This window comes from Microbacterium lushaniae (genome assembly GCF_008727775.1).
GTDB lineage: Bacteria > Actinomycetota > Actinomycetes > Actinomycetales > Microbacteriaceae > Microbacterium > Microbacterium lushaniae.
Genome location: NZ_CP044232.1, coordinates 3,425,857 through 3,450,000 on the forward strand (window position 1 = coordinate 3,425,857; position 24,144 = coordinate 3,450,000).

The window sequence follows — 24,144 nt, forward strand, 5'->3', positions numbered from 1 at the left end:
CTCAGGCGTGCAGTCTCGGATCCTGTGAGTCGAGCGCGCACGCCGGCCCGCACCTGACCACCGACCCGGAGGATGCCGATGACCACCGCACCGACGGAGCAACCGGAGCAGGGAGTGACCCCGGATATCGTGCGACGACTGATCGCGATCGTCGGAGCCGACGCGGTGACAGCGCAGGACGATCTGATGTCCGACCCCGATTGGCCATTGCGCGATCCGTACTGGGTCCCGGGCGACGAAACCTACACCGCCGGCGTGGCCGTACACCCCACGACGACCGAACAGGTGCAGGAGATCGTGCGACTGGCCAACGAGACCGGCCTGCCGGTGAGCACGCATTCCCAGGGTCGCAACAACGGGTACGGCGGTTCCTCGCCTCGCGTCGGCGGCTCCATCTCCCTGAGCCTGCGGCGGATGAACCGGGTTCTGGAGATCAATGAGGAGCTGGCCTATGCGGTCGTCGAGCCCGGTGTGCGGTGGTTCGACCTGTACGACGAGCTCCGCGCGCGCGGGTCCAGGCTCCAGGTATCGGTACCTGATCTGGGTTGGGGCAGCGTCGTGGGCAATTCCCTCGACAACGGCGTGACCTATCTTCCCTACGGCGCGGACTTCCAAGCTCCGTGCGGGATGGAGGTGGTCCTGCCGGACGGGTCGCTCCTGCGGACCGGAATGGGCGCGATGCCCGACAACCCGGCGTGGCACACGTACAAGCGCGGGGTCGGCCCGACCCTCGATCCGCTCTTCATCCAATCGAATTTCGGCATCGTGGTCCGGATGGGCGTGTGGCTCATGCCGTCGCCGGAGGCGTATGCACCGCTGCTGCTCACCGTCGCGGCCGACGGTGATCTTCCGCGCGCGATCGATACGGTCCGCGAACTGCGCCTCGCCAACCGGCTGCGGGGGGTCCCGAGCTTCTACAACACACTCATGGCGGCCACGATGACCGGTGTGGCCGACGTCATCGCGCGGGCCGAGAAGGGGTTCCTTCCCGACGACGACGTCCAGCGGATCGCCGACGAGACCGGCCTGGGCCGCTGGTACCTCCGCAGCGCCCTCTGGGGGTCACGGGCGGAGGTCGACCTGCAGGTTCGTCAGGTCCGGGAGGCATGGGAGCGGATCCCTGGATCCACCCTGTCCGTGCAGGGGGTCTACGGCCCCGACGAGTACGCCCGCATCGCCTCGATCTCCGATCGCATCACGGCGGGCGTGCCGAACCTGGATGTCATCAAGCACAAGGGCGAAGGTTTCGGCCACATCGGCATCGCCCCCATCGTGCCGATGGTGGGCGATCACGTGATGGAGGTCGTCGATCTGGTGCGCGACATCATCGAGCAGCGCACCGGATTGAACTACAAGGCCGGGATCCTCGTCGTGAACGAGCGCTCCTGCGCACTCGTGTCCTCGATCAACTTCGACCCCCGCGATCCGGATCAGGCGCGCGCCGCCTACGCCACGGCGCGCGAACTGGTGGCGGAGCTGGCTGCCCGCGGCTACAGCGAATACCGCGCCCATCTCGACTTCATGGAGGATGTAGCCGGGTTCATGTCGTGGAACGATCACGCCTACCGGCGATTCGTCACCCGCATCAAAGACGCGATCGACCCCGCAGGCGTGCTGAGCCCCGGCCGCTACGGCATCTGGCCTTCGTCGCGCGGCAGCCACCCGCCGCGGTCGTAGTCACCGAGCGCCTCGTCCGCGAACGCGCGCAGACGATCACTTCGTCCCGAGGCCTCATGGTCGCCGTAGACGACGAGACGCAGGCCCTCATGATTGCCCTGGAAGGTGCGCTCGTAGAGGTCGTGGCGGCCCGCGAACTCCGTTCCGACGGCATCCCAGAGCATCTTCATCGTTTTGACGCGCGCTTCGGCGGTGACCCCCTCCGATCCGCGAAGGTACCGTCTCAGCGAGGGCGCCAGCTCGGGGGCGTCGAAGTCGCTGGCATGGGACGGCAGGTAGATCAGTGCCGACCCCAGGTCTTGCAGCACGATCTCCCGCACCCGCGGGTACGCGATGGTGCTGAGCCACCGGTAGGCGTCCACCGCATCCGCCTGCGGCGCCCATGTTCCGTCCGATCTGCGAATCGGGTCGAGCACCATCGCGTCGGTCAGGGCATTGACCATACTGCGCCAGGCCAGCACCTCACCGACCCGCGTACGCACCCCCCGGAAGTCTCCCGTGCCGGTCGCTTCGAGCGCCTTCAGCAGGAGGCCGGCGAGGAAGTCGAACTTCACCCCCAGCCGCGTCGCGCCGTGCAGCGCCAGCCGCGCGGGGAAACCGGCGACCCCCGTGAACGCGCGGGCGCGATCGAGGTCGCGGTAGACCAGCAGGTCCTCCCAGGGGATGAGGACGTGATCGAGCACGAGGATGGCGTCGTTCTCGTCGAACCGACTGGTGAGCGGATAGTCGAACGGGCTCCCGATCTCCGACGCCGCCTCCGCGTACGACGTGCGGGCGAGCAGCTTGACGCCGGGTGCGGAGATCGGGACGACGGCCACGATGGCGAATGCCGGGTCTCGCAGCGCCGCCCCCGTCGGCGCGATGAGGGCGAACTGCGCGCCGACGGCCCCCGTCGCGACCACCTTCGCGCCGGAGACGACGACGCCGGCATCCGTCTCCCGCACCGCGTGCACCGCGATGTCGCCGATCTCGTCCGGGGGGAGGTGCCGGTCCACGGGCGGATCGACGATGGCGTGCCCGAAGAACGAGACGCGCTCCTGCGCGCGGCGGTACCACCTCTGCGCGTTCGGGGCGTACTCCCCGTACCACTCGCCGGTCGCGCCGAGCGCCCCCAGAAAGGCCGCCTTGTAGTCGGGTGTCCGCCCCATCCAGCCGTAGGTGCGTCTGGCCCATGCACGGATGGCGTCTCGGGAGGCGACCAGATGATCCGGCGAGCGCGCCGCGAGGAAGAACGGGTGGGTCTGCCCGCCGTTGCCCGCGTCGGTCGGCAGGAGAGGCACGGACCCGTCGTGCAGCCCGTCGTACAGACCGGCCACCGTGCGCGCGGTCTGCGCGAACGCCGGGTGCACGGTGACATCCGCGACCCGATCGCCGCGCAGCCACACCGCTCGCTCGTCGCGGAGGCTGTCGAGGTATTCCGCCCCCGTCTGCGGACGGGATTCCGCGCGTTCCACCATCGGTTCCTCCAGTCGCTGCGTGGCGTGATTCTTCCAGCCCCGTCGTCCACCCGGCTGTCTCACCGTGAGACCCGGGTGGCGGAGGCGAGCGGATTACGGTTCTGACAGGTGCTTCACGGAGGAAGGAATCCCATGACGAACGAGCATGCGGGAAACGTCCGCTACGGGATCGATCTGGGGCTTCCCGTGGTGGAGGAGAACGTCTTCCGCAACGTCGTCGGTCACTTCGCATCCGGGGTGACGGTCATCACGACCGCTGATGGTGACGACCTGTTCGGCACCACCGTCTCGGCGGTGTCGTCCCTGTCCTCGGACCCGCCGATGATGCTCATCTGCCTCAATCGTTCGAGTGTGACCCATGACGCCGTGGCGCGCTCCGGTCGCTACGCGATCAACATCCTCTCCGCCGCCCAGGGCGATCTCGCCCGCACCTTCGCACGCAAGGGAGATGACAAGTTCGCCGGCGTCGGGCACATGATCAGCGCGCGCGGCCTCCCCCTGCTGGCCGGCGCGCTCGCCTCCATCGAGTGCGTGGTGGATGAGACGGCCGTCGGCGGAACGCACACCATCTTCCTCGGCCGGGTCGTCGCGGCCGAAGCACAGGACGGCGAGCCCCTCGCTTACTACCGCGGGACATTCGGCAACCTCGAGAGCGCCCTGGAGACCGCCGCGTACGAAGGAACCCGGGAGTGGGTGCTGCACCGGCGCACACCCCTGGGGGAGACAATCGACGTCTCGGCGGTCGCATCCTCACTCCGCCTCGAGCAGAAGCTCGTCGACCACGCCCTCCTGCGCCTGGCCACGGAATCTCTCGTGGAGAAACGCGACGGCGGTCATTACCTGCCCACCGCGATGACCCCCGCGCTCGTGGACAAGCTCTACGGCGATCGCCTGACCATTGCGACGGGAGTCATCGAGCGGTACCTCACCAGCGCGTCGGACGAGCATCTCGACCGGATCCGCCGGCTCAGCGACCAGGTGCTCGCGGCCATCCCCACGTCCGCCGAGACACTGGAACAGTTCCTCGAGCTCAATCTCGACTATCACGCCGCGATCGTCGATCTCGCGGGTTCCCGCAAGCTGACCGCGAGCTTCCGGGCCCTCAACGTGACGACGGTGTGGCGGGAGACGTACGAGGCGGGCGATTGGGAGCGCCAGCTCGGTCCCACCTTCGTCCCGCGTCTGACCGCCGCACTCGAGCAGCGTGACGTCTCCGCCGCGCAGCGCATCGCCTGCGAGCAGGTGGAGTTCGTCAAGGAGGGGGCCAAGGCGGTCATCGCCGCGCACGGCGGGGCCGTCTGAGCGGACTGCTCAGCGACTGCTCGGGATCTGGAACCCGAACTGGCGGATCCGCCGGTACATCGTCGCGCGGGAGATGCCGAGCGTCTTCGCCGCGGCGTCACGGTTCCAATTCGCCTCGCGCAGGGCGTCGAACACCAGCTCCCGTTCCGTCCGGGCGAGCAGCCCCTCCCCCAGGTTGCGCCGTCCACTGCTGGCGATCTCGCGCGGCAGGTCATCGATGGAGATGGCATCCCCCTCGAGCCGCACCAGGATGCCGGCCAGGAGGCGCCGCAGCTGCGCCACGTTCCCCGGCCAGGGGTACCGCGCCAGGATGCTCATGACCTCGGGCGTACGGCGGATCCGCGCCGCTCCGAGCTCGGCCAGGAGACTCTCCACGAGGGCGGGCAGATCGGCCGTCCGTTCCCGCAGCGGGAGGACCGGCACCGCCACCGGGAAGGTCGTCTCCAGCTCGGGCGAGACCGACTCCACCGTCGCCGCCACCCAGTGCGCACCCGTTCGGACCAGCTCCAGCACACCCGGGCGGAGAATCGCCGGCAGGGCGTCCAGGTGCCGGATCAGCACGTCGCCGCGGCCGACGAGCTCGCGGCACTGCGCCATCCACGCGGCACCGTCTGACGCTGCGACCGCGGCATCCAGTTCGGCCGGGGATGCGACGGAGTGCACGCGACGCGCCCTGCCCGATCCCGGCTCGCCGCTGACGAGGACCGGGAAACCCAGCTCCTTCGCCCGCGCGACCGGATCGACCGCCGGCGTCGGGGCCGCGGGCCTGCCGGGTGTCAGCATCGGCGGAGCGACTACGCGGCTGAGCGATGCCACCACCCCGCTCCTGCCCGCGGAGAGCTCCACGATCCGGCAGTGCACCCGATACCGCTCCTCCTCGAACGCCAGCGTCATCAGCCGAGACCGGCCGCCGTCCGCCACGGCGAGGACGGCCTCGCGCAGCGCGTCCGTGTCCGCGCCGTCACGCAGCAGCTGCTGTGCGGCGTTGTTCGCGATGTACACGTCTTCGCTGATCCCCACCACGGCCAGAGACGGTCGCCGGGAGTGGCGGGCGAACGCCTCGAACAGGGCGCGTTCGTCACCGCTCGTCGCCAGCGCCAGTTGCTTCTCGATGGCCACGGCGAGCGTCTGGGTGTAGGGGACGATCATGTGGTTGGCCGACGACAGCCGCTGGCACATGAGCAGCACGCCCGCCATCCTGCCGTACGGGTCCCGCAGGGGAACGCCCACCGAGGCGAGGTTGTGCTCGGCCTCACGGAAGTGCTCCTCGCCGACGACGAGGAAGCTCTCCAGTCGCTCCGCCGAGATCCCCGCACCATTGGTCCCCACCACGGCTTCCTGGAAGGTCGCCCCCAGGCCGCCACCGCGCTGCTCTCCCTCGCGTACGACGCGCGCGTCGCCGACCAGCGGGAAGACCTGCACGCACTCGCGATCCAGCAGCATCCCCCACGCGTCGGAGTCCTTGCACTGATCGGCGAGGTTCTTCATGACCGGAGTCGCGGCGTCGACCAGGCGGCGCGCATGCGTCACCGAGAGCGGGTTGAGCGGCACATCCGCGCTGCCGGCGTCCACACCCAGCTGGCGAGAGCGAACCCAGGAGGTGTAGATCTCCGAGCTCACCCCGCCCAGGTCGGGTCGGGGGCTGCCGGACAGGAACTCATTCCGAGCCTGCCGGACGCGCGCCCGCAGCGCGCTGTCGAATCGCGCGGCATCGCTCGGTCGGGAAGGTGCGTCCGCGAACGCCATGTCAGCTCCTTTGTCGACACGCTGCGCGCCGGAGCGCGCCTGTGATGATCCTACTTCGAAGACCGCCCCCCGCCCTCGGCCGCCACTCGCCGGAACTGCCGCAGCGCTTCGGTACGCGCTTCGGAACCGCCCGGAGCGAGGGGGTCGACCACGGGGACCGCGTCCAGCACGCTGCCGAATTTCCGTTCCAGGTCCTCGCGCACCTCGGGGTAGGGGATGGCGTAGAGCTCTCCGGCCTCCATGGCATGCTTCAGGTGCAGCGCCAGCGTTTCCGGCTCCATGCCGTGCCGGTGCACCTCGGTGAGCGCCGACACGAACTGTTCGTCGGTGCGGATACCCGTGTCCCCGCCGTCGCCGGGGCGAAGGTCGTGTGACGTCGCGATGTTGGAGCGGATGTTCGCGGGGCACAGCACGGTCACCCCGATGCCATGCCGGGGCAGCACCTTCGCGTAGCTCTCCATGAGGCTGATCACGCCCGCCTTGGCGGCGGAATAGGGAGCCGTCATGAGACCGCCCTCCAACCCACCGACGGATGCCACCGACGCCACGTGCCCGCCGCGGCCGGCCTCGATCATCCGCGGGACGAACGTGACCATCCCGTTCACGACGCCGCCCAGGTTCACCCCGAGGAGCCAGTCGTAGTCGGCGAAGGTGAGGGTTTCGGCGGAACCGAAGCCGTTCACGCCCGCCGTGTTGAACAGCAGTGTGACCGGGTCGCCGAAGTGCGACTCGGCGGCGTCGGCAGCTGCGGCGTAGGCGACGCGGTCGGTGACGTCGAGGGGGATGCCCCACGCCTCGATCCCCTGCGCGCGCAGCCGGTCGACCGCTTCCTCGACGGCGGCTTCCCGCACATCCGCCACGACGATGCGTGCCCCCGCCCGCCCGAACACGACAGCCTGACCGAAGCCCGCGCCCGAGGCCGCGCCCGTGATGAAGGCGACACGACCTGCGAACGGGTTCACGAGGTCTCCTGCCCGTCGGACGGTGCCACCCGACGGCGCCGCAGCGGCCCCGTCAGCCACAGACCGAAGACCTTGAGCAGATGCGTGAGCCCTCGCGGCTCGAACATCAGGATGAGGACCAGGAGGACGCCGTACAGCACGACCGGGAACTGCCCCACCGGAATGCCCCACGTCCCGTCGGGCGTCGACGAGTTCGCCTTGAGGAAGGGGATGAACTCGGCGTACCGACTGGCCAGGACGGGGATGGAACAGATGATCAGGCTCCCCACGACCGGCCCCCAGGCGGTGGCCAGCCCGCCCACCGTGACGATGATGATGAAGTTCAGGCCCATGCCGAGGTTGAACTGCTCAGGACTGACGAAACGCAGCTGGGCGACGTAGAACGCACCGCCGAGCGCGCCCATCGCGCTGGAGATGGCGTAGGCGCCGACCATCGAGCGCACCGGGTTGATGCCGGCGACGCGCGCGGGGAGGTCCGCATCCCGAAGGGCCACGATGTGGCGGCCGCCGGGGGACTTCATCAGCAGGTGGACGAGGAACATGCACAGCGCGACGAACAGCCAGACGAGCATGAACAGCCCCTGCTGGTAGTTGTAGGTCATCCCGCCGAACTGCAGCGCCGCGAAATCCAGCGGCCCGACCGAGAGGTTCAGCGCGGCCCTGCGCCCGGCCACGCCACCGGTGAGGTCGCTCCAGTTCACGAAGATGTACTGGCCGATGAAGATCAGTCCGAGGCTCAGGACGATCTGATAGACGCCCTTCAGCCGCAGCGCCAAGGGCGCCACGAGCGCTCCCGACAGGGCTCCCACCACCACGACCGCGAGCAGCCAGAGGGGCAGTGGCAGGTCCATGATCGACCCGAACCCCACCGCCGTGAAGGCGCCGATCGCGAGGAAGAACGGCTGCCCCATGTTGATCTGACCCGCATAGCCGTTCAGCACGTTCAGGCCGATCGCGGCGATGGAGAAGAAGCCGACGGTGATGCCGAGCGACAGCAGGAAGGAATCGGCGGTGCTCAGCGGCAGGACCACGGCGAGCAGGGTCAGGAGCACCGCTCCGTACCTGGTGACGGGCGACTGGAATATCCGCACTTCACGCCGGATGCGATCGTCGAACACACCCTGCGTCCGAAGGGTGCCGGTGCTTGCCAAGGTGGCCATATCAGGCCCTCCGGAACTCACGCGTGGCGAACAGGCCACTGGGACGGACGAGAAGAACGATGATCATGATGATCCAGGGCAGGACGGTCGCGAAGTGCTGACCGAAGGCCGCCGGGGCGTACCCGTTGGCCAGTTGCTGCAGCACCCCGAGCACGAGCCCACCGGCGACGCAGCCGGGGAGGGATCGGATGCCGCCGAGGATGAGAGCCGGCAGAGCGGTGAAGGCGACGACATCCAGCGTCGGGCGCAGCCCCCCGCCGGCCTCCGTCGCCATGAGGACTCCCGCGATCACCGCGGCCCCGGCGCTCATGAGCCATGCGTACGGCGCCACCTTCCGCGGACTGATGCCCTGCACGAATGCCGCCTGAGTGTCGCTCGCGATGGCGCGCATCCCCACTCCCACGCGAGTGTGCTGGATGACCAGCCAGAAGATGATGAGGACGGCGATGCTCAGGGCGATCACCCAGATGTCGCGCATCGGCACGTTGATGGCGCCGAGCCGGAGGGTGTTCAGGCCCCACGGGTCGCCCAGGAGGAGCACTTCCGCCCCCCAGGACGACACCGCCGTGGCCTGGCTCAGGCTCAGCAGGCCGATGGTGACGAGAAGGATCGCCAGGCCGGCGGCATGCTGGTCTGCGGTGCGGTCGATCCGCTGGAAGATCACGTACTGGATGCCGAGCCCCAGCGCCGTCACCAGGAGGATCGCGATCAGCAGCGAGAGCCAGAAGTCGATGCCGAAGTTCTGATGGAACTGGAACAGCGTGTAGGCGCCGAGGAGCACGAACGACCCCGGCAGCAGGTTGAAGTGCCCCGTGGCCTTCAGCAGCACGACGAAGCTGAGCGACACCAGCGCATAGAGGAACCCGAGCGCGATGCCCGAAATGAGGATCTGGACGAAGGTGTCCATCAGCCTTCGCCTCCCTTCGTCGTTTTCACGGCCGACGCGCCCCCGACCGCAGCGGCGCCCAGATATGCCTCTACGACGCGCGGATTGGCCTGCGTCTCCGCGGGGGTGCCCAGTCCGATCGCCTGACCGAAATTGAGGGCGAGCACCCGGTCCGCCACATCCATCACCAGGAAGGTGTCGTGCTCGATGAGCACGATGGTCAAGCCCATCGCTTCCTTGAGCTCGAGCACCGCCCCGATCAACTCGTCGGTCTCCGCATGGTTCAGCCCGGCAACCGGCTCGTCGAGCAGCAGCAGCTGCGGTGCGACGACAGCCGCCTTCGCCAACTCGATCCGTTTGCGCGTGCCGTAGGGCAGGCTCTTGATGGGCGTGTGGGCGAGGTCGGCCATCCCCATGACATCCAGCACCTCGTAGGCATGCTGGCGCGCGTCGATCTCGTCGCGACGGGCCTTGCCGAACCACGCCAGACCGGCCGGGATGCCTGCGCCGATCTTGCTGGCTCGCCCGACGAGCACGTTCTCGAGCACCGTCATGCTGGAGAACAGGCCCAGGTTCTGGAAGGTCCGAGCGATACCGTGCTGCGCGATCTGATCCGCCCGCTGGCCCGTCAAGGGTGTGCCGTCGAAACGGATCTCGCCCGAATAGCTCACGAGCCCGCTGAGGCAGTTGAACAGGGTCGTCTTTCCTGCGCCGTTGGGCCCGATGATCGCGAACAGCTCTCCCCTCTCGACGTCGAAGCTGACCTGGTCGACGGCCGTGACGCCACCGAATCGGACGGTCACATCCTGGGCGCTCAGCAATGGTCCACTCATCGGATCCGACCTCTCTTGCGCTCCTCGTAGGCCCCACGGAAGGAACGCCGGCCTTCGCCGGCGACACCCAGATACAGCTCCTGCACCACCGGGTCCGCCAGCAGATCCGCGCCGGTTCCCTGCCGCGCGACGGATTTCCCGTCGAGGACGTAGGCGTAATCGGCGATCGACAGCGCCATCGCGGCGTTCTGCTCGATCAGGAGGACGCTGGTCCCCTCGGCGTTGATCTCGACGATGTAATCCTTGATCTGTTCCACGATGAGCGGTGCGAGCCCCAGCGACGGTTCGTCGAGCATGAGCAGCGTGGGACGCTGCATGAGGGCCCGCCCGATGGCGAGCATCTGCTGCTCGCCGCCGGACATGAGGCCGGCGAGCTGCTTGCGACGCTCTGCCAGGATCGGGAACATCCCGTAGACGCGGTCACGGCTCTCTTTCGCCTCCGCCAACGTCCTGGTGAAGCCACCGGCGGTGAGATTCTCCTCGACGGTCAGGTCCGGGAAGGTGCGGCGCCCCTCCATGACCATGGAGATCCCCCGCTGTACGCGGGCGGACGCCGTCCTGGACTTCAGGTCCTGACCTTCGAACAGGACCGCGCCGGTGTCGAGCGAGCCTCCGGTGAAGGGCAGGAGTCCGGAGATCGTGGACAGCGCGGTCGTCTTACCGGCGCCGTTCACGCCGATCAGAACGACGATCTGACCGCGGTACACCCGCAGGTCGACGTTCTGGAGCGCTCGCACGGCGCCACCGGAGTAGCTGACGGACACCTCGGTCAGTTCGAGCAGGGGCAGCTCTCGCGCACCTGCTGCGGCATCGGATGCCATGGGGCACCTCTCTGTGAGTCCGGCAACTGCCGGAGACGGGTACGGAGCGGGCGGCGACGGGTGCCGTCGCCGCCCGCTGAGACTCACGGAGCGACGGATTCCAGGTACTTCACCGCGACGTCCGAGTCGTAGTTGTACGCCTCGAGCTTCAGGCCGGTGGGAACCGATCCGTCGATGCGGAACATCGACAGCTTGTGCGGGGGCACGTTCTCGGCGGCCGTCGCCCCGATCACGACATCGCCGCCGGTGAGGCCGAGCTCGTCCTCCCACGTGCCGATCTCCGTGGCCGCCGTGGCGATGCCGTCACGGCTGAGGTCGCCGTTCTTCAGGGCCTGGGCGAGGATGTCGGCCGTCAGCAGGCCGTTGACGTAGCCCGTCAGGTGGGCGTTGGCGCTCGGGGTGTAGTCCGGGTTGATCGCCTCGAGGTCTTCGATGAGCATGGCCTGGCCCGGAGCGTTCTCTCCCAGCCACTCGTCACCGGGAACCGAGATGATCGCGTTCTCCGCCAGCCAGTCTGCGCCGGGTCCGGTTGCCAGGGTGATGTTGTAGGCGCTGTTTCCGGCCAGCACCAGCGGAGCGAAGTCCTGCTGCACCGACTGCACCGCCAGCGTCTGCAGGAAGCCGCCGGTTCCGCCGGTCATGACGACGTCACAGTCGGCGTTCTTCATCGAGGTGATCTGCGCGGTCAGCTGGTCGGCGTTCGGGGCGAAGGTCGTGTCGATGCCCTTCGTGAGACCCAGTTCCTCCAGGGTGAAGTCGAAGTTCTCCTGGATGTACTTACCGAGCGTGTCTTCGACGGTCATGCTGCAGAACGTCGCGTCCTCCACGTCGTAGGTTTCGACCGCGTAGGGGATGAGGCTCGCAGCGTGGCTGCTGGTCATCGGCAGGCTCGGCACCAGATGGTCGGCGAACTGAAGGTTGGGAGTCGTTCCACCCGGGATGAGGGTCATCTTGTCGGTCTCGATGGAGGGCAGCATGGCGTCGATGATCGTCGAGCCGAGCACGAGCGAGACCATCGCCACGTCGTCCTTGAAGCCCTCGTAGAGCGGAATCGCGGTCGCGGCGTCGTACTTCGTGTCCTGGTTGACCACCTCGAGCGTCCAGCCCTCCATGGCACCTCCGGGCTGGGTGGCGCGGTGGAATGCGGCATCCATGCCTTCGATGTTCGTGATGGCGCCGGCGAAGACGCCGGAGACGGGTACGAGCGCTCCGACCTTGATCGTCTTCGTGTCCAGGTCGACACCCGGACCGCTCACGATCTCGCCGTCGCCGGCGGGGCCGGCGTCCGAACCACCGCTCGGGGTTCCGGCGCACCCGCTCAGGGCCAGTCCCGCGGCGGCGAGTAGTGCGATGGCACCGGTGACATGTGCTCTCTTCATTGAGTCCTCCTTGCTGTGATTTTCGGGTGGTGCTAGGGAGAAACGGGTTGCACGGGCAACACGATGTGAGACGGATGGACGCCGTTGTGCAGGATCCTCTGCCGCGCCGTACGCCGCTGCTCCGGCGGCACGATCGCGTTGTTGCCGAGCACGCCGGCGTTGACATCCCAGTTCGGGTAGGACGAACTGGCGATGTCGACGCGGAGACGGTGCCCCGCCCGGAACAGCCAGCTCGTCGCCCACAGGTCGATCTCGTACTCCACGACCTCGTTCGGCCCGACGGGCGTCGCCTCATCCTGCCCGTTGCGGAACTTGGCGCGGACGATCCCGTCCACGACACCGATGGCGCGCCCGTCGGGGTACACGTCGATGAGACGAGCGACGAAGTCGGTGTCCTCGGCATCCGTCGCCGCGAACAGCCGCACCGTCACCGGCCCCGTGACCTCGAGATCCTCGGCCAGTTCGTCGCCGGTGAAACGGACGATGTCGCTCCGACCATCGAGCGGCCGTTGGTCACGCGGACCGGCGGTCCATTCGCTGCCGCCATCGAGGCCTCCTGCGAAGACGCCGGACTGCCCTCCCCGCATGGGAACAGGGTCGTTCGGGTCATGGATGTAGCGGGTCTCGCCGGCGTCCCCCTGCGGCGCCCGCGGGGAGAGCGATCCCCCCTCGTCGAGGAACCAGGGCGTCCATCGCGTTCCCGGAAGGGGCCACTCCTGCTCCTCGCGCCAACGCCCAGCCTGCATGACGTAGATGCGAACGGGGGCCCCGGGCACCTCGCTCCCCTCGGCGGCCGCGCGCGCGAAGTCTGCGACCGCGGTCTCCAAGCCGAACCCTGCCGCCGAGGCCGCGGCGCCGAAGCTCAGGTCGCCGACGGTGCCGCTCTGGTCGATGTGCTGCCAGGGACCGATGATGAGGCGCTGTCCGGTGCGGGCCTGCTCCGTCGAGGCCTCGGAGCGGAGACACGTGAAGTTCGCGATCGTGCCACCGAGGAACAGGTCGAACCAGCCGCCGACGTGGAGCGCGGGCACTTCGATGTCCGCCCGACGGTCACGGTAGCTGATGGAGGGCCAGTACTCCCCGGTCGTGTCGGCAGCTGCCCACCGGCGCCACGTGGGAAGGACCTCACTGAGCACCGGAGCGTCGATGAGCGCACCCGATCCGACGGAGGCGTACGGGTCGGCGGCATGCCGGAAGAAGCGGCCCATGAGGTCGCGCACGTCCTCACCGTGCTGGGCGCGGTAGATCAAGGACTGCAGCGTCTTCATGGTGTACCACCCGGTGAGCTGTCCCATCTGGAACGCACCGGAGCGATAGGCCAACCGCGTCTGGTAGTCATCCGGCGTGACCACCGGGATCATCCCGGCCAGCGCGCGGGGGCGCTCCACGGCACCGGCGAACTGGACCATGCCGGAGTACGACGCCCCGTACATCACCACGCGGCCGTCCGAGAAGGGCAACGAACCGCACCACTCGATCGCGTCCGCCGTGTCCGGACCCTCACCCTCGAACGGGACGAACTCGCCGTCCGAATCACCCGTTCCGCGGCAGTCCTGGATCACGATCGCGAATCCGCGATCAAGGAGGGCCCAGATGGGGAGGTTCCGCGTCAGCGGCTCCCCGTAGGGGTTCCGCACCAGGACGATCGGCTGGGTCTCCCGATCCGCCATCCGGTGGACGACCGAACGCAGCGTGACACCGTCGCGCGTCGTCATCGGCACGCCGCTGTCGACCAGTCGCCGGTTGGGCGTGCCGACCTCACCCCTGCTGTCAACCATGACCGGGCGCTCAGCGGGCCTTGGCGCCGCCGGCGATGCGGGCGTCGTAGTTGCGGCGCGCGGTCGGCATGACCTTCTCCGCGAACGTCCGCAGGCTGACCTCTGCCATCGCCTGCGGCATGCCCCCGAACGAGGGCGCCACCACGAGCTCGAACTGCCCCATCACGTCCTGCATCCAGTCGAGCTTCTCGATCAGCTGCTGCGGCGTTCCATACAGTGCGGCATCGGCGTAGTCGCGTCCGGCCTGATCCACGCCCCGCTCCCGCAGCGCCCCCGCCTTCTCGGCGTAGCGCTCGTACCCCTTCTGCGTCGCGAAGTGGTTACCGAGGAATTCGTAGTGCTCGACGTTCTGGTGCCAGAAGTTGACGATGTACTCGTACATCCGGTCCTTCGCGACGTCGGGGTCTTCGTGGCAGTACATGTTGGCGTTGATGCAGATGGGGGCTGGTTCATCGTCCCACGTCTCGCGCCACAGGTTGTTGTACAGCTCGAACGTCTCCACGAGCTTGTCCACCGGACGGAGGATGAACGACATCACGCTCACGCGGTTCTTCACCGCGGCGATGATCGAGTCCTCGGACCCGGCCACCGTGTACATGCGGCCCTTGAAGCTCCGGATCGGACCCGGCTTGAGCTGGCGCCGCGGCTGCTCGTAGTGCGGACCCTTGCCCTCGATGAAACCCGTCTCGAGCGCCTCGATGATCATCGGCACGGCTTCATCCATGCGCTCGCGCGACTCGCCGACCGGGATGCGCAGGCCCTCGAACTCCACACGGGCGACGCCGCGGCCCATTCCGAAGATCGCGCGCCCGCCGGAGAGGTTGTCCAGCAGCAGCAGCTTCGACGCGACACGGAGCGGATCGTTCCACGGCAGGATGACCGCGCCGGTGCCGAGGCCGATGCGCTCGGTCTTCGCCGCGACATAGGAGAGCCACTGGATGTTGTCGGGCATGAAGGAGTAGTCGGTGAAGTGGTGCTCGACGGCCCACACACTGTCGTACCCGAGGGGCTCCGACAGGATCGCGAGGTCGGTCTCGCCCTTCACCACCTGGTACTCCGGGACGGTCTTGTCGTAGCGGCCGAAACCGAAGTTCACTCCGATGTGCATCGCCGATGCTCCTTTGCGATCGTGATCAGGGGCACCCGCGCACCCTGATTTCTGTTCAAGCTACTGAGGCGCGTGCGCGCCCCGACGTCTCATCGTGAGACGCCGGGGCTGTGCGACGGGAGACCGGCATCGACCCGTCTACCATCACTCGGATGCACCCAGAAACCGCTTCCCCGACGACCGGCCTCGCTGTCGCCTTCACGCAGCCCGGCGGCCCCGACGTGCTCCACGTGACGCGCGTACCGGTGGCTGAGCCCGGCCCCGGCGAGGTGCGCGTCCGTGTCGAAGCCGCCGCCGTGCATCCGTCCGACATCGCCATCCGGGCGGGGATGATGCCCATCGCCGGGCCCCCTCCGCACGTTCCGGGCATGGCCTACGCCGGGGTCGTCGAGGCCACCGGGACGGGCAGCGCGTGGCGGACCGGTGACCGCGTCATGGGGATGGCCCTGCCCTCGAGCCCCTACGGGGGCGCGTACCGCGAGCGGATCGTCGCACCGGACGACACGCTCGCCGCGGTGCCCGATCACATCCGGCTCGACCAGGCCGCCACACTGCCGATGAACGGCCACACCGCGATCCAGGCGATGCGCGTGCTCGATCTGGCGGCCGGGTCCACGATCGTCGTCACGGGCGCCGCGGGCGCGCTGGCCGCGATCCTCCTCCCGCTGGCTGCCGCCGCCGGGCTCCGGGTCATCGGGGTCTGCGCCGACGACGACCACGACACCGTCCTGCAGCGAGGTGCGACGTCTGTCGTCACGCGCGGCGACGACCTCGCAGCGCGGGTGCTCTCCCATGCAGGCGGCCCGGTGGACGCCGCTGTGGATCTGGCCGTGGTCGACGAAGCGATCGTGCCCGCCGTTCGGCCCGGCGGTGTCGTGGTGACTCTTCGCGGCTGGGCGGGCGCGGAGGACAGCGGCGCGCGGATCGTCCCGGTGATGGTTCCGCGCGAGTGGCGCGCCGGCCGTCAGCTCGAGATGCTCGCTGACGCACCGTACATCACCCGGCCCGTGGAGACGTTCGCCCCGCACCGCGCGGCCCAGGCCCACGCCCGCATCCAGTCCGGACGACTCCGGTCCGGCGTCGTCATCGACTTCCGGTGAGCGCGCGAGACCCCCGGGCCTGACCCGGTCGGCCGGACGCCCGAAGACGCCCGGCCGGCGGGCTCAGACGGATGCGGAGACGGTGGCGTCGTAGTGCTGACGGGCCTTGGGCATGACCTCGCGGGCGAAGAGCTCCACGCTCTTGCGTGCGGTGTCGTGCGACATACCGCCGAACGACGGCTGCAGGACCAGGTCGAACTGACCCATCTGCTCCTGGATCCAGACGAGCTTGTCGAGGATCTCCTGGGGCGTGCCGTACAGCGCGGCATCGGCGTAGTCCCGACCGGCCTTGCTCACGCCCTTCTCACGGATGAGCGCGGCCGTGTCGGCGTAGCGCTCATACCCCTTGGTGTCCGCGAAGTGCACCCCGTCCATCTCGTAGTGGTCCACGTTCGCCTCGAAGAAGTTGCCGACGTACTCGTACATGCCGTCGAGAGCGACCTGTGCGTCCTCGTGGCAGTACATCGCGACGTTCAGCGACACGGGGGGCGCCTGCTCGTCCCAGACCTCGCGGTAGTAGTCCAGGTATGCCTGGAAGGTGGGCATCATCTTGTCGACCGGGCGGAGGATGAACGACATCAAGCGGCACTTGTTGTTCACGCCGGACACCATGGAGTCGTGCGAGCCGGCGACCGTGAAGATGCGGTCGCCCCACGGGGCGAAGGGACCGGGCTTGATGGGTGTGCGGGGCACGGGGAAGAACGGTCCGTCTCCCTGCATGTATCCCGACTCGATCGCCTCGATGATCATCTTGGAGGACTCGTCGAAGCGGCCTCGCGTCTCTTCCAGCGGGATCCCGAACGGCTCGAACTCCTTGCGGGAGAGTCCGCGGCCCATCCCGAACAGGACGCGCCCCTCGGAGAGGTGGTCCAGCATGAGCAGCTTCTCGGCGACACGGATCGGCTGGGTGTTCCACGGCAGGATGACCGCGCCGGTGCCGAGCTTGATGGACGAGGTCCGCGCCGCCACGTGCGCGAGCCACAGAAGGTTGTCGGGGCAGAACGCGTAGTCGCTGAAGTGGTGCTCCACCGCCCAGACGCTGTCGTACCCGAGCCCCTCGGCGAGCACTGCGAGCTCTGTCTCGTTGCGGTAGACGTCGTGGTCGGACACCTCCGGGTCGAGTTTTCCGAAGCCGAAGTTCAGACCGATGTGCATGGATGCTCCTTTGCGCGGTGGGACGCCTGGACGCGCGAGTGCGTCGGACGGCCTCAACGTTAAGAGGGCGGGGGCCGTCTGGGAGCTATCACCTTGAGACGATCGACCGGCTGTGACGCAATCTGAGACCTCCGCGTCGTCTCGACGACGACAGAATGCTCGGAGGCAGGAAAAGGGAGGTCCCATGGAGGGCATCAAGGATTGGAACGGCCGCGTGGCCGTCGTCACCGGCGGTGCCAGTGGCATCGGCAAGGGCATCGCCGGCGCGTTCCGGGAGGCCGGCGCCACTGTGGTCGTGGCAGATCGGGACGTGGCCGCGCTGGAGCGCGCGCGTGCGGAAGGCTACCCTGCATATGCCACGGATGTGACGGATGCCGAGGAGGTCACCCGGCTCGCCGACGAGGTGCTCGAAGCCTTCGGACGCGTGGATCTGGTGGTGAACAACGCCGGAGTCGGGCCGAAGGCTGCGGCGAAAGACCTCACCATCGAGGACTGGCGCTGGGTGCTCGACGTGAACCTGATGGGGGTCGTGCACGGAGTCCAGGCGTTCCTGCCCGCGCTTCTCGCGAATCCGCACGGAGCGTGGATGGTGAACACGGCGTCGATGTCGCGCTTCTTCACTCCTCCCGGGTATGCGCCCTACGTCGCCAGCAAGGCGGCCGTCGAGGGGCTGAGCCTGACCATCGCAGCCGAGTTGGAAGCTGCCGGCGACACGGTCGGCGTCACGGTGCTGCACCCGGGCGCCGTCCGCTCCAACATCAAGGACAGCCTGCGGAATCGACCGTCCGGCTCCACCGGCGGACTCGTCGATTTCGACATCGCCCAGAAGGTCACCGATACCGACATGTGGATAGAGCCGGAGGATGCCGGGGCGATCGTCCTGCGCGCCGTGCGCAACGGCGATCGCTATGCGTTCACGCACCCGAACATGCTCGGCGACGTCGAAGCATCCTTCGACGGCGTGCGGGCGGCCATGACGCGCTACTCCTGAGCCGGCGCACCCCGCCCCCGTCGCAGCCCGAACTCCGGCAGAATGCGGCCGGAAGACGCCGAACGCGCCCCTGCAACCGGTCCCCGGCAACGGTTTTGAGGAGTTCGGGAGCGCATGCGTGACCTGGGTTCCGTCCGCACCTGACCGAGGGGCCGGATGGGGCGGCCGTCGGTGGCCGCCCCGGTCCTGCTCAGTGGGCCATGGCGGCGAGCGCCTCCGGGTCGATCGTGGCGATCGAGCGGGTGTCCTGGAACGCCCGCACGCCTTCGATCCCCTGCTCGCGTCCCATGCCGGACTGCTTCATGCCGCCGAAGGGGGCACGCAGATCCAGGCGCGTCGCACCGTGGTCGTTGACCCACACGTACCCGCACACCAGCTGCGACCCCACGCGCTGCGCCGCGGCGGGATCCGCGGTCCACACCGACCCGCACAGGCCGCCCCACGTGTCGTTGGCCATCCGGACGGCCTCGTCCTCATCGTCGAACGGGATGATCGGGATGACCGGGCCGAACTGCTCCTGCGTGACGACGCGCAGCTGCAGGTCGGGGTCGACCACGATCGCCGGACGCAGGAAGTTGCCGCCGGCGAGGTCGCCGCCGGGCAGCTCCCCGAACTCGCGCACGTCGGCGCCGGCATCCTTGGCCTCCTGGATGATCTCCTCGACGAACGCCTTCTGCGCCGGCTGGTGCAGCGGACCCATGCTCGTGCCTTCGTCCAGCCCGTAGCCGAGGACGACCTTGTTCAGCCGCGCCTCCAGTCCCGCGAGGAGTTCGTCCATGCGCGAGCGGTGCACGAAGACGCGCTTGGCGTTCATGCAGATCTGGCCGGTGGTGTCGTAGACCGCCGCGAAGAGGCGGTCGAGGTGCGTCTCATCGAGAATCGCGTCGGCGAGGAAGACCGCGGCGTCGTTGCCACCCAGCTCCAGCGTCACGCGGGTGAGGGTCTTGGACGCCATCTCCATCATGCGCTTGCCGCCGTTGACCGAGCCGGTGAAGCACACCTTCGCCACGTCGGTGTTCTGGATGAGGCCCGCCATGTCCTCATCCCGCCCGGTGACGACGTTCAGGACGCCCGGCGGCAGCTTCTCGGCCACCCGCTGCACCACCCGCGCGGTGGCCAGGGGCGCCGAGGGCGGCGGCTTCACGATCGCGGTGTTGCCCGCCAGCAGGGCATGCGGCAGCGCCGCACCCAGGATCGCGATCGGCCAGTTGAACGGCACGATGACCGTCACCGCGCCGAGAGGCTGATAGGCCACCTCGGTCGAGACCGGGATCGCTCCCGGTACCACGGGCAGGGTGTGCCCCTTCTCCACCTCGTCGGCCAGCATCAGCGCGAGGTTCCAGCGGATCTCGAACACGAGCGCGTCGACCCAGGCCTCCATCCGGACCTTGCCGTTCTCCTGCGACAGGATCGCGGCGTCCTCGTCCCGGTCATCGGCGATGCCGGCGATGGCCTCCGCCATCATGCGGGCCCGCTCGGCTGCGCCCAGCGCCGCCCAGCCCGGGAACGCCGCGTTGGCGGCAGCGACGGCATCCGCCACATCCGCCGCAGATGCCGCAGCGGCCTGCCCCACGACCGCGCCGGGCCTGGCGGGATCGGTCACGGAGAGCACGTCGTCGGTGAAGCGCTCCGCTCCCCCGATGTACAGTCCCGTCCGCACTCCGGCAGACGTCTCGGTCATCGTCATCTCTGCGCTCCTCGCCTCGACACTGTCCGCACCGAGCGGTGCGGACGACGGGATGCTGCGCAGTGCCGCAGCGCTGCGGCATTCCATGTCCTCGAATGATGCTAGCCGGATTGGCGCGAATGTCGGCGACAATGATCCTGACGCGGGACGCCCCGCGCCAGGCGGAAGGACCATGCATGAGCACGCTGCCCACCGAAGATCCGGCGTCGACCGATTCACCGGACCTGACGGTACAGATCCGGGAGGCGATCCTGCGGGGCGAGTTCGTCCCCCACCAGCGTCTGGTCGAAGCCGACCTCTCCGAACGATTCGGAGCCACCCGCGCGTCGGTGCGCACTGCGCTGCTGAACCTGGCCGGCGAAGGACTCGTCGAGCGCCTCCCCAACCGCGGCGCGCGCGTGCGGGCGATCTCCGTGCAGGAGGCGGTGGAGATCGTCGAGGTCCGCATCGGGCTGGAATCGCTGTGCGCGCGCAAGGCGGCGGAGAACCTCACCGAAGACGGCGAGGCGCAGCTGCGGAGCGTGCGCGACGACATCCGGTCAGCCGTCGCGGCGGGCGACCTGTTCGCGTACTCGCGGCTGAACCAGGACATGGACCGCCTGCTGCGCGAGCTCAGCGGCCACGCCACCGCGACACTCCTGCTGGAGCGCCTGCGCGCCCAGTCCGCCCGCCATCAGTTCCGTCTCGCCTTCCAGCCGGGGCGCGCCCTGCAGTCGGCGCCGGAGCACATCGCCATCATCGACGCCGTGCTCGCCCGTGACCCGGATGCCGCGGAGTCGGCCACACGCGCGCACCTGCGGGGCATCGTCGAGGTGTTGCAGACGCTGGAATGACCCTGGCACGGCGGACGGCCCGGGCTGTCGCAGCCCGGGCCGTCCGTCATCGCACGTGAGGATGCGTCAGCCGAAGTCCTCGACCGTCGCGTACCCCTTGCCGTTGAACTTCTGCACGACCACCGTCGAGACGGCGGGCATGCCGTCCTCGGTGGTGTTGACCGCGGTGCCCTCGAGCATGAACGGCGCCTGGAAGTCCTCGATCGCGCGCAGCTCCGCCATGAAGTTCTCCCGCGTGGGTTCGGTCATGTTCTCGAAGACCTCCTGCAGCGTGGCGCCCACCTGGTAGCTCCACACGCAGTGCGGGAACGCCGGCACGTCCTGGTAGTCGGCGTACTCCTTGAGGTCGTCCAGGAACTGCTGGCCACCCTCCTCGTCGGCGAACGTCGGGCTGGCCGCGGCCTGCGCGAACGCCACCGTGTAGACGCCCGGGAACGCCGCGCCGCCACCGGGTTCGACGATCGCGGCGGGGCTCGACGTGTTGGAGGGCAGGAACCAGCTGGGCAGCCAGCTCAGCTGCTGCGCCTTCTGCAGCGCCGAGATCGCCAGCGGCGTGATCGACATGGCGTTGAAGAAGACGTCGGCGTCGGTGGAGGCCAGCTCGGTCAGCTGCGCGTCGACGGAGGTGTCGGTGGCCTCGTAGGTCAGCTCCTTGACGACCTCGACGTTGTCCGCCCCTTCGATGCCGGCCATGAAGCCCTCGACGTAGCCCTCGCCGTAGTCGTCGTTCTGAGCCAGGATGGCGACCTTGTGGTCTTCGCCCGACGCCGCCAGCAGCTCGCCGAAGGCCTGACCCTCGTTCTGGTAGATCGGCACGAAGCCCAGCTGCCACGGGCTCTCGCCCTCTTCACTGAAGATGGGGTCGCCGGTCATGACGAGCACCTGCGGCACCTCGTCCGCCATCGCCGCGTCGCGATAGGCGCGGTTGGTGGGCGTGCCCAGGCCCGCCGTCATCGCGAAGACGCTGTCCTTGAGCTGGTCGTAGTTGGACTTGGCCTTCTGCGGGTCGTACCCGTCATCCAGCGCGTCGATCTCGACCGTGCGGGTCTTGCCGTCGCCGAACTCCACACCGCCGGCTTCGTTGACGGCACCGAAGTACGCGGTGATGCCGGCCACGGTGCAGGTGCCCGGACCGGCGGTGCCGCCGCTGAGCGGGGTCGTGATGCCCAGCGTGATGGTCTCGTCGGTGATCCCGGGGCTGGCCGCGCCGCCGCCCTCGGACCCCTCCGCACCGCCGCGCGAACAGCCCGCGAGGGTGAGTGCGACCGCGGAGGTCAGGGCGACGATGCCCACCGCCGTCCTCGTGCTCTTTCGCATGTTCATGCCTGATCTTGCCTCTCTGTGTTGGTGCCCTCGGCGATGGTCTGCTCCGAGGCGGAGCGGGTCGGGGAGGTCGGGGGTGTCCCGGCGGGGCCGGGGCCACGGCGTCCGCCTCGCCGGGCACGCGCGATCACGCGCGGCAGCGACACGAGGCCGCCGGGGAGGACGAACAGTACGAGCAGGAGCAGTGCACCCTGCAGCAGTGCGGTCAGGTTGGGATCGATGACGTTGGTCAGCTGCGGCACGAGCACGTAGTACGCACCTCCCAGCAGCGACCCCACGATGCTCGCGGCGCCGCCGATGACCATCGAGGCCAGGAGCGTGATCGAGTGGCCGAAGCTCATCGTCTCGGGCGAGGTGTACTGCACGACCACCATGTACAGGAAGCCGGCGACGCCCCCGATCAGGGCGGCGACGGTGAAGGCCAGCACCTTGTAGCGGTACGGGGAGATGCCCATCGACGAGGCGACCGCCTCGTTGGACTTGACGATCGCGAACGCCCGGCCGTACTTGCCGTGGACGAGGTTGCGGGTGAGGAGGAACACGATCCCGCCGATGAGGATGACCAGGTACAGCTGCCACTGGTCGTTGTACAGCGCCGGCCACGGCGAGTCGGAGAACCGGGAGGAGAGCCCCTGGGATCCCCCCGTCACATCGGCCAGCCGCTTGGCCAGCGGCACTCCGATGATCGGCAGGGCGATCGTGACCATCGCGATGGCGAGGCCCCCCAGCCGCGCCGCGGCGAGCGCGATGAAAAGGCCCATGATCCCCGGGATGAGGATGCTGAGGACGAACACCAGAACGATGTTCCACTCCTGCTGCACCCCGTACGCGGTGACGTACGCTCCGACGCCGACGAAGAAGATCTGGCCGAGGGAGACCTGACCGGCATAGCCCATGACGACGTTCAGGCCGAGCACGGCCACCGCGAAGACGCCGATGCGCGCGAGGGTCTGGTTGGCGAACTCGGGCAGGATCAGCGGCAGCACGGCCAGCGCGACGACCGCCACCGCGACCAGGAGCCACCGCACCCATGCGCGGGAGAAGAGTTCTGCTGCTGCGGACATCAGACGCGCACCACCGCTTTCCGGCCGAACAGGCCCTGAGGTCGAAGGATCAGCACGAGGAAGATGAGCGCGAACGGAACCGCGACCTTCAGGTCATAGCCGATGAACGGCACGTACACGGCGGCGAGGTTCTCCAGCACACCGATCAGCCATGCCGCGAGGACGACGCCGAAGGGGCTGGTGAGCCCGCCCAGGATGACAGCGGCCAGTGCATAGACCAGCGCGGTGTCCATCATGCCGGGGGTCAGGGTCAGCTGCGGCGCCACCAGCGCTCCGGCCACGGCGCCCAGTGCCGCCGCCAGTCCCCATCCGGTCATCAGCAGCCGGCCCACCGGCAGCCCGGAGTACGAGGCGGACTGCGGGTTGATCGCAACCGCGCGCAGGGCGAGCCCGAGCTTGGTCCCGAGGAACAGGCCCTGCAGGAGGAGCATGATCGCGATGATGACGACGGTCGTGCCGATCGAGCGGATGCTGATGGACGCACCGAAGAACTGCACCGTGTCCAGCGGGAACAGCGACGCGAACTGCTGGTTGTTGTAGGTGAACAGCCAGCCGCAGATGCCGGTGATGAGGGTCAGCAGGCCGATCGTGGCGACCACCGCGGTGTCGGGGTCACCGCGCTCGAAGCGGCGCATCACGTACCGCTCGATGAGGGCGCCGAGGACGAACGAGATCAGGACCGAGAAGAGGATCGCGAGGATCAACGGAACCCCCATGCCCGTGAACCACCAGGCCACGTAGGCGGCGAGCACAGCCATGCCGCCCTGCGCGAAGTTGATGAGGCCCGTGGCCTGGTTGACGAGCACGATCGCCAGCGCGAGCGCCGCGTAGATCGATCCGGTCGAGAGCCCGTCCACGACGAGCTGGATGAAGGTCCCCACG

The 24,144-nt window shown here is 68.6% G+C and carries 20 protein-coding genes; 5 read left to right on the top strand and 15 right to left on the bottom strand.

The features are described 5' to 3' along the window. The first annotated feature begins 78 nt into the window (after positions 1-78). A complete protein-coding gene (locus F6J85_RS16550) occupies positions 79-1,677 on the top strand; it encodes an FAD-binding oxidoreductase (protein WP_191906668.1) in 1,599 nt (532 codons plus the stop codon). On the opposite strand, the gene F6J85_RS16555 is transcribed toward F6J85_RS16550, so the two are convergent. Continuing rightward, on the bottom strand, positions 1,629-3,131 hold the full coding sequence (locus F6J85_RS16555) for a 4-hydroxyphenylacetate 3-hydroxylase N-terminal domain-containing protein (RefSeq protein ID WP_202980848.1): 1,503 nt from the start codon (positions 3,129-3,131) through the stop codon (positions 1,629-1,631). The genes F6J85_RS16550 and F6J85_RS16555 overlap by 49 nt on opposite strands. A gap of 135 nt (positions 3,132-3,266) precedes the next feature. On the opposite strand from F6J85_RS16555, the gene F6J85_RS16560 reads away from it, so the two are divergent. Continuing rightward, positions 3,267-4,436, top strand: coding sequence for a flavin reductase (locus F6J85_RS16560; protein ID WP_150926743.1), 1,170 nt, complete (start codon positions 3,267-3,269; stop codon positions 4,434-4,436). Between the two features lie 9 nt (positions 4,437-4,445). On the opposite strand, the gene F6J85_RS16565 is transcribed toward F6J85_RS16560, so the two are convergent. The 9 genes from F6J85_RS16565 to F6J85_RS16605 all read right to left on the bottom strand — a co-directional run bounded on the left by F6J85_RS16565 (position 4,446) and on the right by F6J85_RS16605 (position 15,109). Further along, a complete protein-coding gene (locus F6J85_RS16565; RefSeq protein ID WP_150926745.1) occupies positions 4,446-6,182 on the bottom strand; it encodes a sigma-54-dependent Fis family transcriptional regulator in 1,737 nt (578 codons plus the stop codon). Between the two features lie 50 nt (positions 6,183-6,232). Further along, entirely contained in the window at positions 6,233-7,144 is a 912-nt protein-coding gene (locus F6J85_RS16570) for an SDR family NAD(P)-dependent oxidoreductase (protein ID WP_150926746.1), read from the bottom strand. Next, a complete protein-coding gene (locus F6J85_RS16575) occupies positions 7,141-8,304 on the bottom strand; it encodes a branched-chain amino acid ABC transporter permease (RefSeq protein ID WP_150926748.1) in 1,164 nt (387 codons plus the stop codon). Before F6J85_RS16575 ends, F6J85_RS16570 begins: the two co-directional genes overlap by 4 nt. 1 nt (position 8,305) lies before the next feature. Then, on the bottom strand, positions 8,306-9,211 hold the full coding sequence (locus tag F6J85_RS16580) for a branched-chain amino acid ABC transporter permease (RefSeq protein ID WP_150926750.1): 906 nt from the start codon (positions 9,209-9,211) through the stop codon (positions 8,306-8,308). Continuing rightward, positions 9,211-10,023, bottom strand: a complete 813-nt coding sequence (locus tag F6J85_RS16585; protein ID WP_150926752.1) for an ABC transporter ATP-binding protein — start codon at positions 10,021-10,023, stop codon at positions 9,211-9,213. Before F6J85_RS16585 ends, F6J85_RS16580 begins: the two co-directional genes overlap by 1 nt. Next, entirely contained in the window at positions 10,020-10,844 is an 825-nt protein-coding gene (locus F6J85_RS16590; protein WP_150926754.1) for an ABC transporter ATP-binding protein, read from the bottom strand. Before F6J85_RS16590 ends, F6J85_RS16585 begins: the two co-directional genes overlap by 4 nt. A gap of 83 nt (positions 10,845-10,927) precedes the next feature. Further along, a complete protein-coding gene (locus F6J85_RS16595) occupies positions 10,928-12,223 on the bottom strand; it encodes an ABC transporter substrate-binding protein (protein ID WP_150926756.1) in 1,296 nt (431 codons plus the stop codon). A 32-nt stretch (positions 12,224-12,255) separates the two neighbouring features. Then, on the bottom strand, positions 12,256-14,001 hold the full coding sequence (locus tag F6J85_RS16600) for a CocE/NonD family hydrolase (RefSeq protein WP_150926758.1): 1,746 nt from the start codon (positions 13,999-14,001) through the stop codon (positions 12,256-12,258). Positions 14,002-14,011: 10 nt separating this feature from the next. After that, entirely contained in the window at positions 14,012-15,109 is a 1,098-nt protein-coding gene (locus tag F6J85_RS16605) for an LLM class flavin-dependent oxidoreductase (RefSeq protein WP_150926760.1), read from the bottom strand. Between the two features lie 152 nt (positions 15,110-15,261). Between F6J85_RS16605 and F6J85_RS16610 the strand changes: the two genes are divergently transcribed. Next, positions 15,262-16,209 (top strand): alcohol dehydrogenase catalytic domain-containing protein, encoded by a 948-nt coding sequence (locus F6J85_RS16610; RefSeq protein WP_150926762.1) that lies wholly within the window; start codon positions 15,262-15,264, stop codon positions 16,207-16,209. 63 nt (positions 16,210-16,272) lie between these two features. Here F6J85_RS16610 and F6J85_RS16615 read toward each other — a convergent pair whose 3' ends face one another. Continuing rightward, entirely contained in the window at positions 16,273-17,364 is a 1,092-nt protein-coding gene (locus F6J85_RS16615) for an LLM class flavin-dependent oxidoreductase (protein ID WP_191906669.1), read from the bottom strand. Positions 17,365-17,548: 184 nt separating this feature from the next. Here F6J85_RS16615 and F6J85_RS16620 point away from each other — a divergent pair, with 184 nt between their 5' ends. Continuing rightward, a complete protein-coding gene (locus F6J85_RS16620; protein ID WP_150926766.1) occupies positions 17,549-18,355 on the top strand; it encodes an SDR family oxidoreductase in 807 nt (268 codons plus the stop codon). Positions 18,356-18,545: 190 nt separating this feature from the next. Here F6J85_RS16620 and F6J85_RS16625 read toward each other — a convergent pair whose 3' ends face one another. Continuing rightward, a complete protein-coding gene (locus tag F6J85_RS16625; protein ID WP_150926768.1) occupies positions 18,546-20,042 on the bottom strand; it encodes an aldehyde dehydrogenase family protein in 1,497 nt (498 codons plus the stop codon). A gap of 176 nt (positions 20,043-20,218) precedes the next feature. Between F6J85_RS16625 and F6J85_RS16630 the strand changes: the two genes are divergently transcribed. After that, positions 20,219-20,875: a GntR family transcriptional regulator gene (locus F6J85_RS16630; RefSeq protein WP_150926770.1), complete on the top strand. Its 657-nt coding sequence runs from the start codon at positions 20,219-20,221 to the stop codon at positions 20,873-20,875. 66 nt (positions 20,876-20,941) lie between these two features. On the opposite strand, the gene F6J85_RS16635 is transcribed toward F6J85_RS16630, so the two are convergent. The 3 genes from F6J85_RS16635 to F6J85_RS16645 are packed head-to-tail and all read right to left on the bottom strand — an operon-like array spanning position 20,942 to position 24,143. Continuing rightward, positions 20,942-22,198 (bottom strand): ABC transporter substrate-binding protein, encoded by a 1,257-nt coding sequence (locus tag F6J85_RS16635; protein WP_238706996.1) that lies wholly within the window; start codon positions 22,196-22,198, stop codon positions 20,942-20,944. Beyond that, a complete protein-coding gene (locus F6J85_RS16640; protein ID WP_150926772.1) occupies positions 22,195-23,262 on the bottom strand; it encodes a branched-chain amino acid ABC transporter permease in 1,068 nt (355 codons plus the stop codon). The genes F6J85_RS16635 and F6J85_RS16640 overlap by 4 nt, the downstream gene beginning before the upstream one ends. Then, entirely contained in the window at positions 23,262-24,143 is an 882-nt protein-coding gene (locus F6J85_RS16645) for a branched-chain amino acid ABC transporter permease (protein ID WP_150926773.1), read from the bottom strand. Before F6J85_RS16645 ends, F6J85_RS16640 begins: the two co-directional genes overlap by 1 nt. Between the last annotated feature and the right edge of the window lies 1 nt (position 24,144).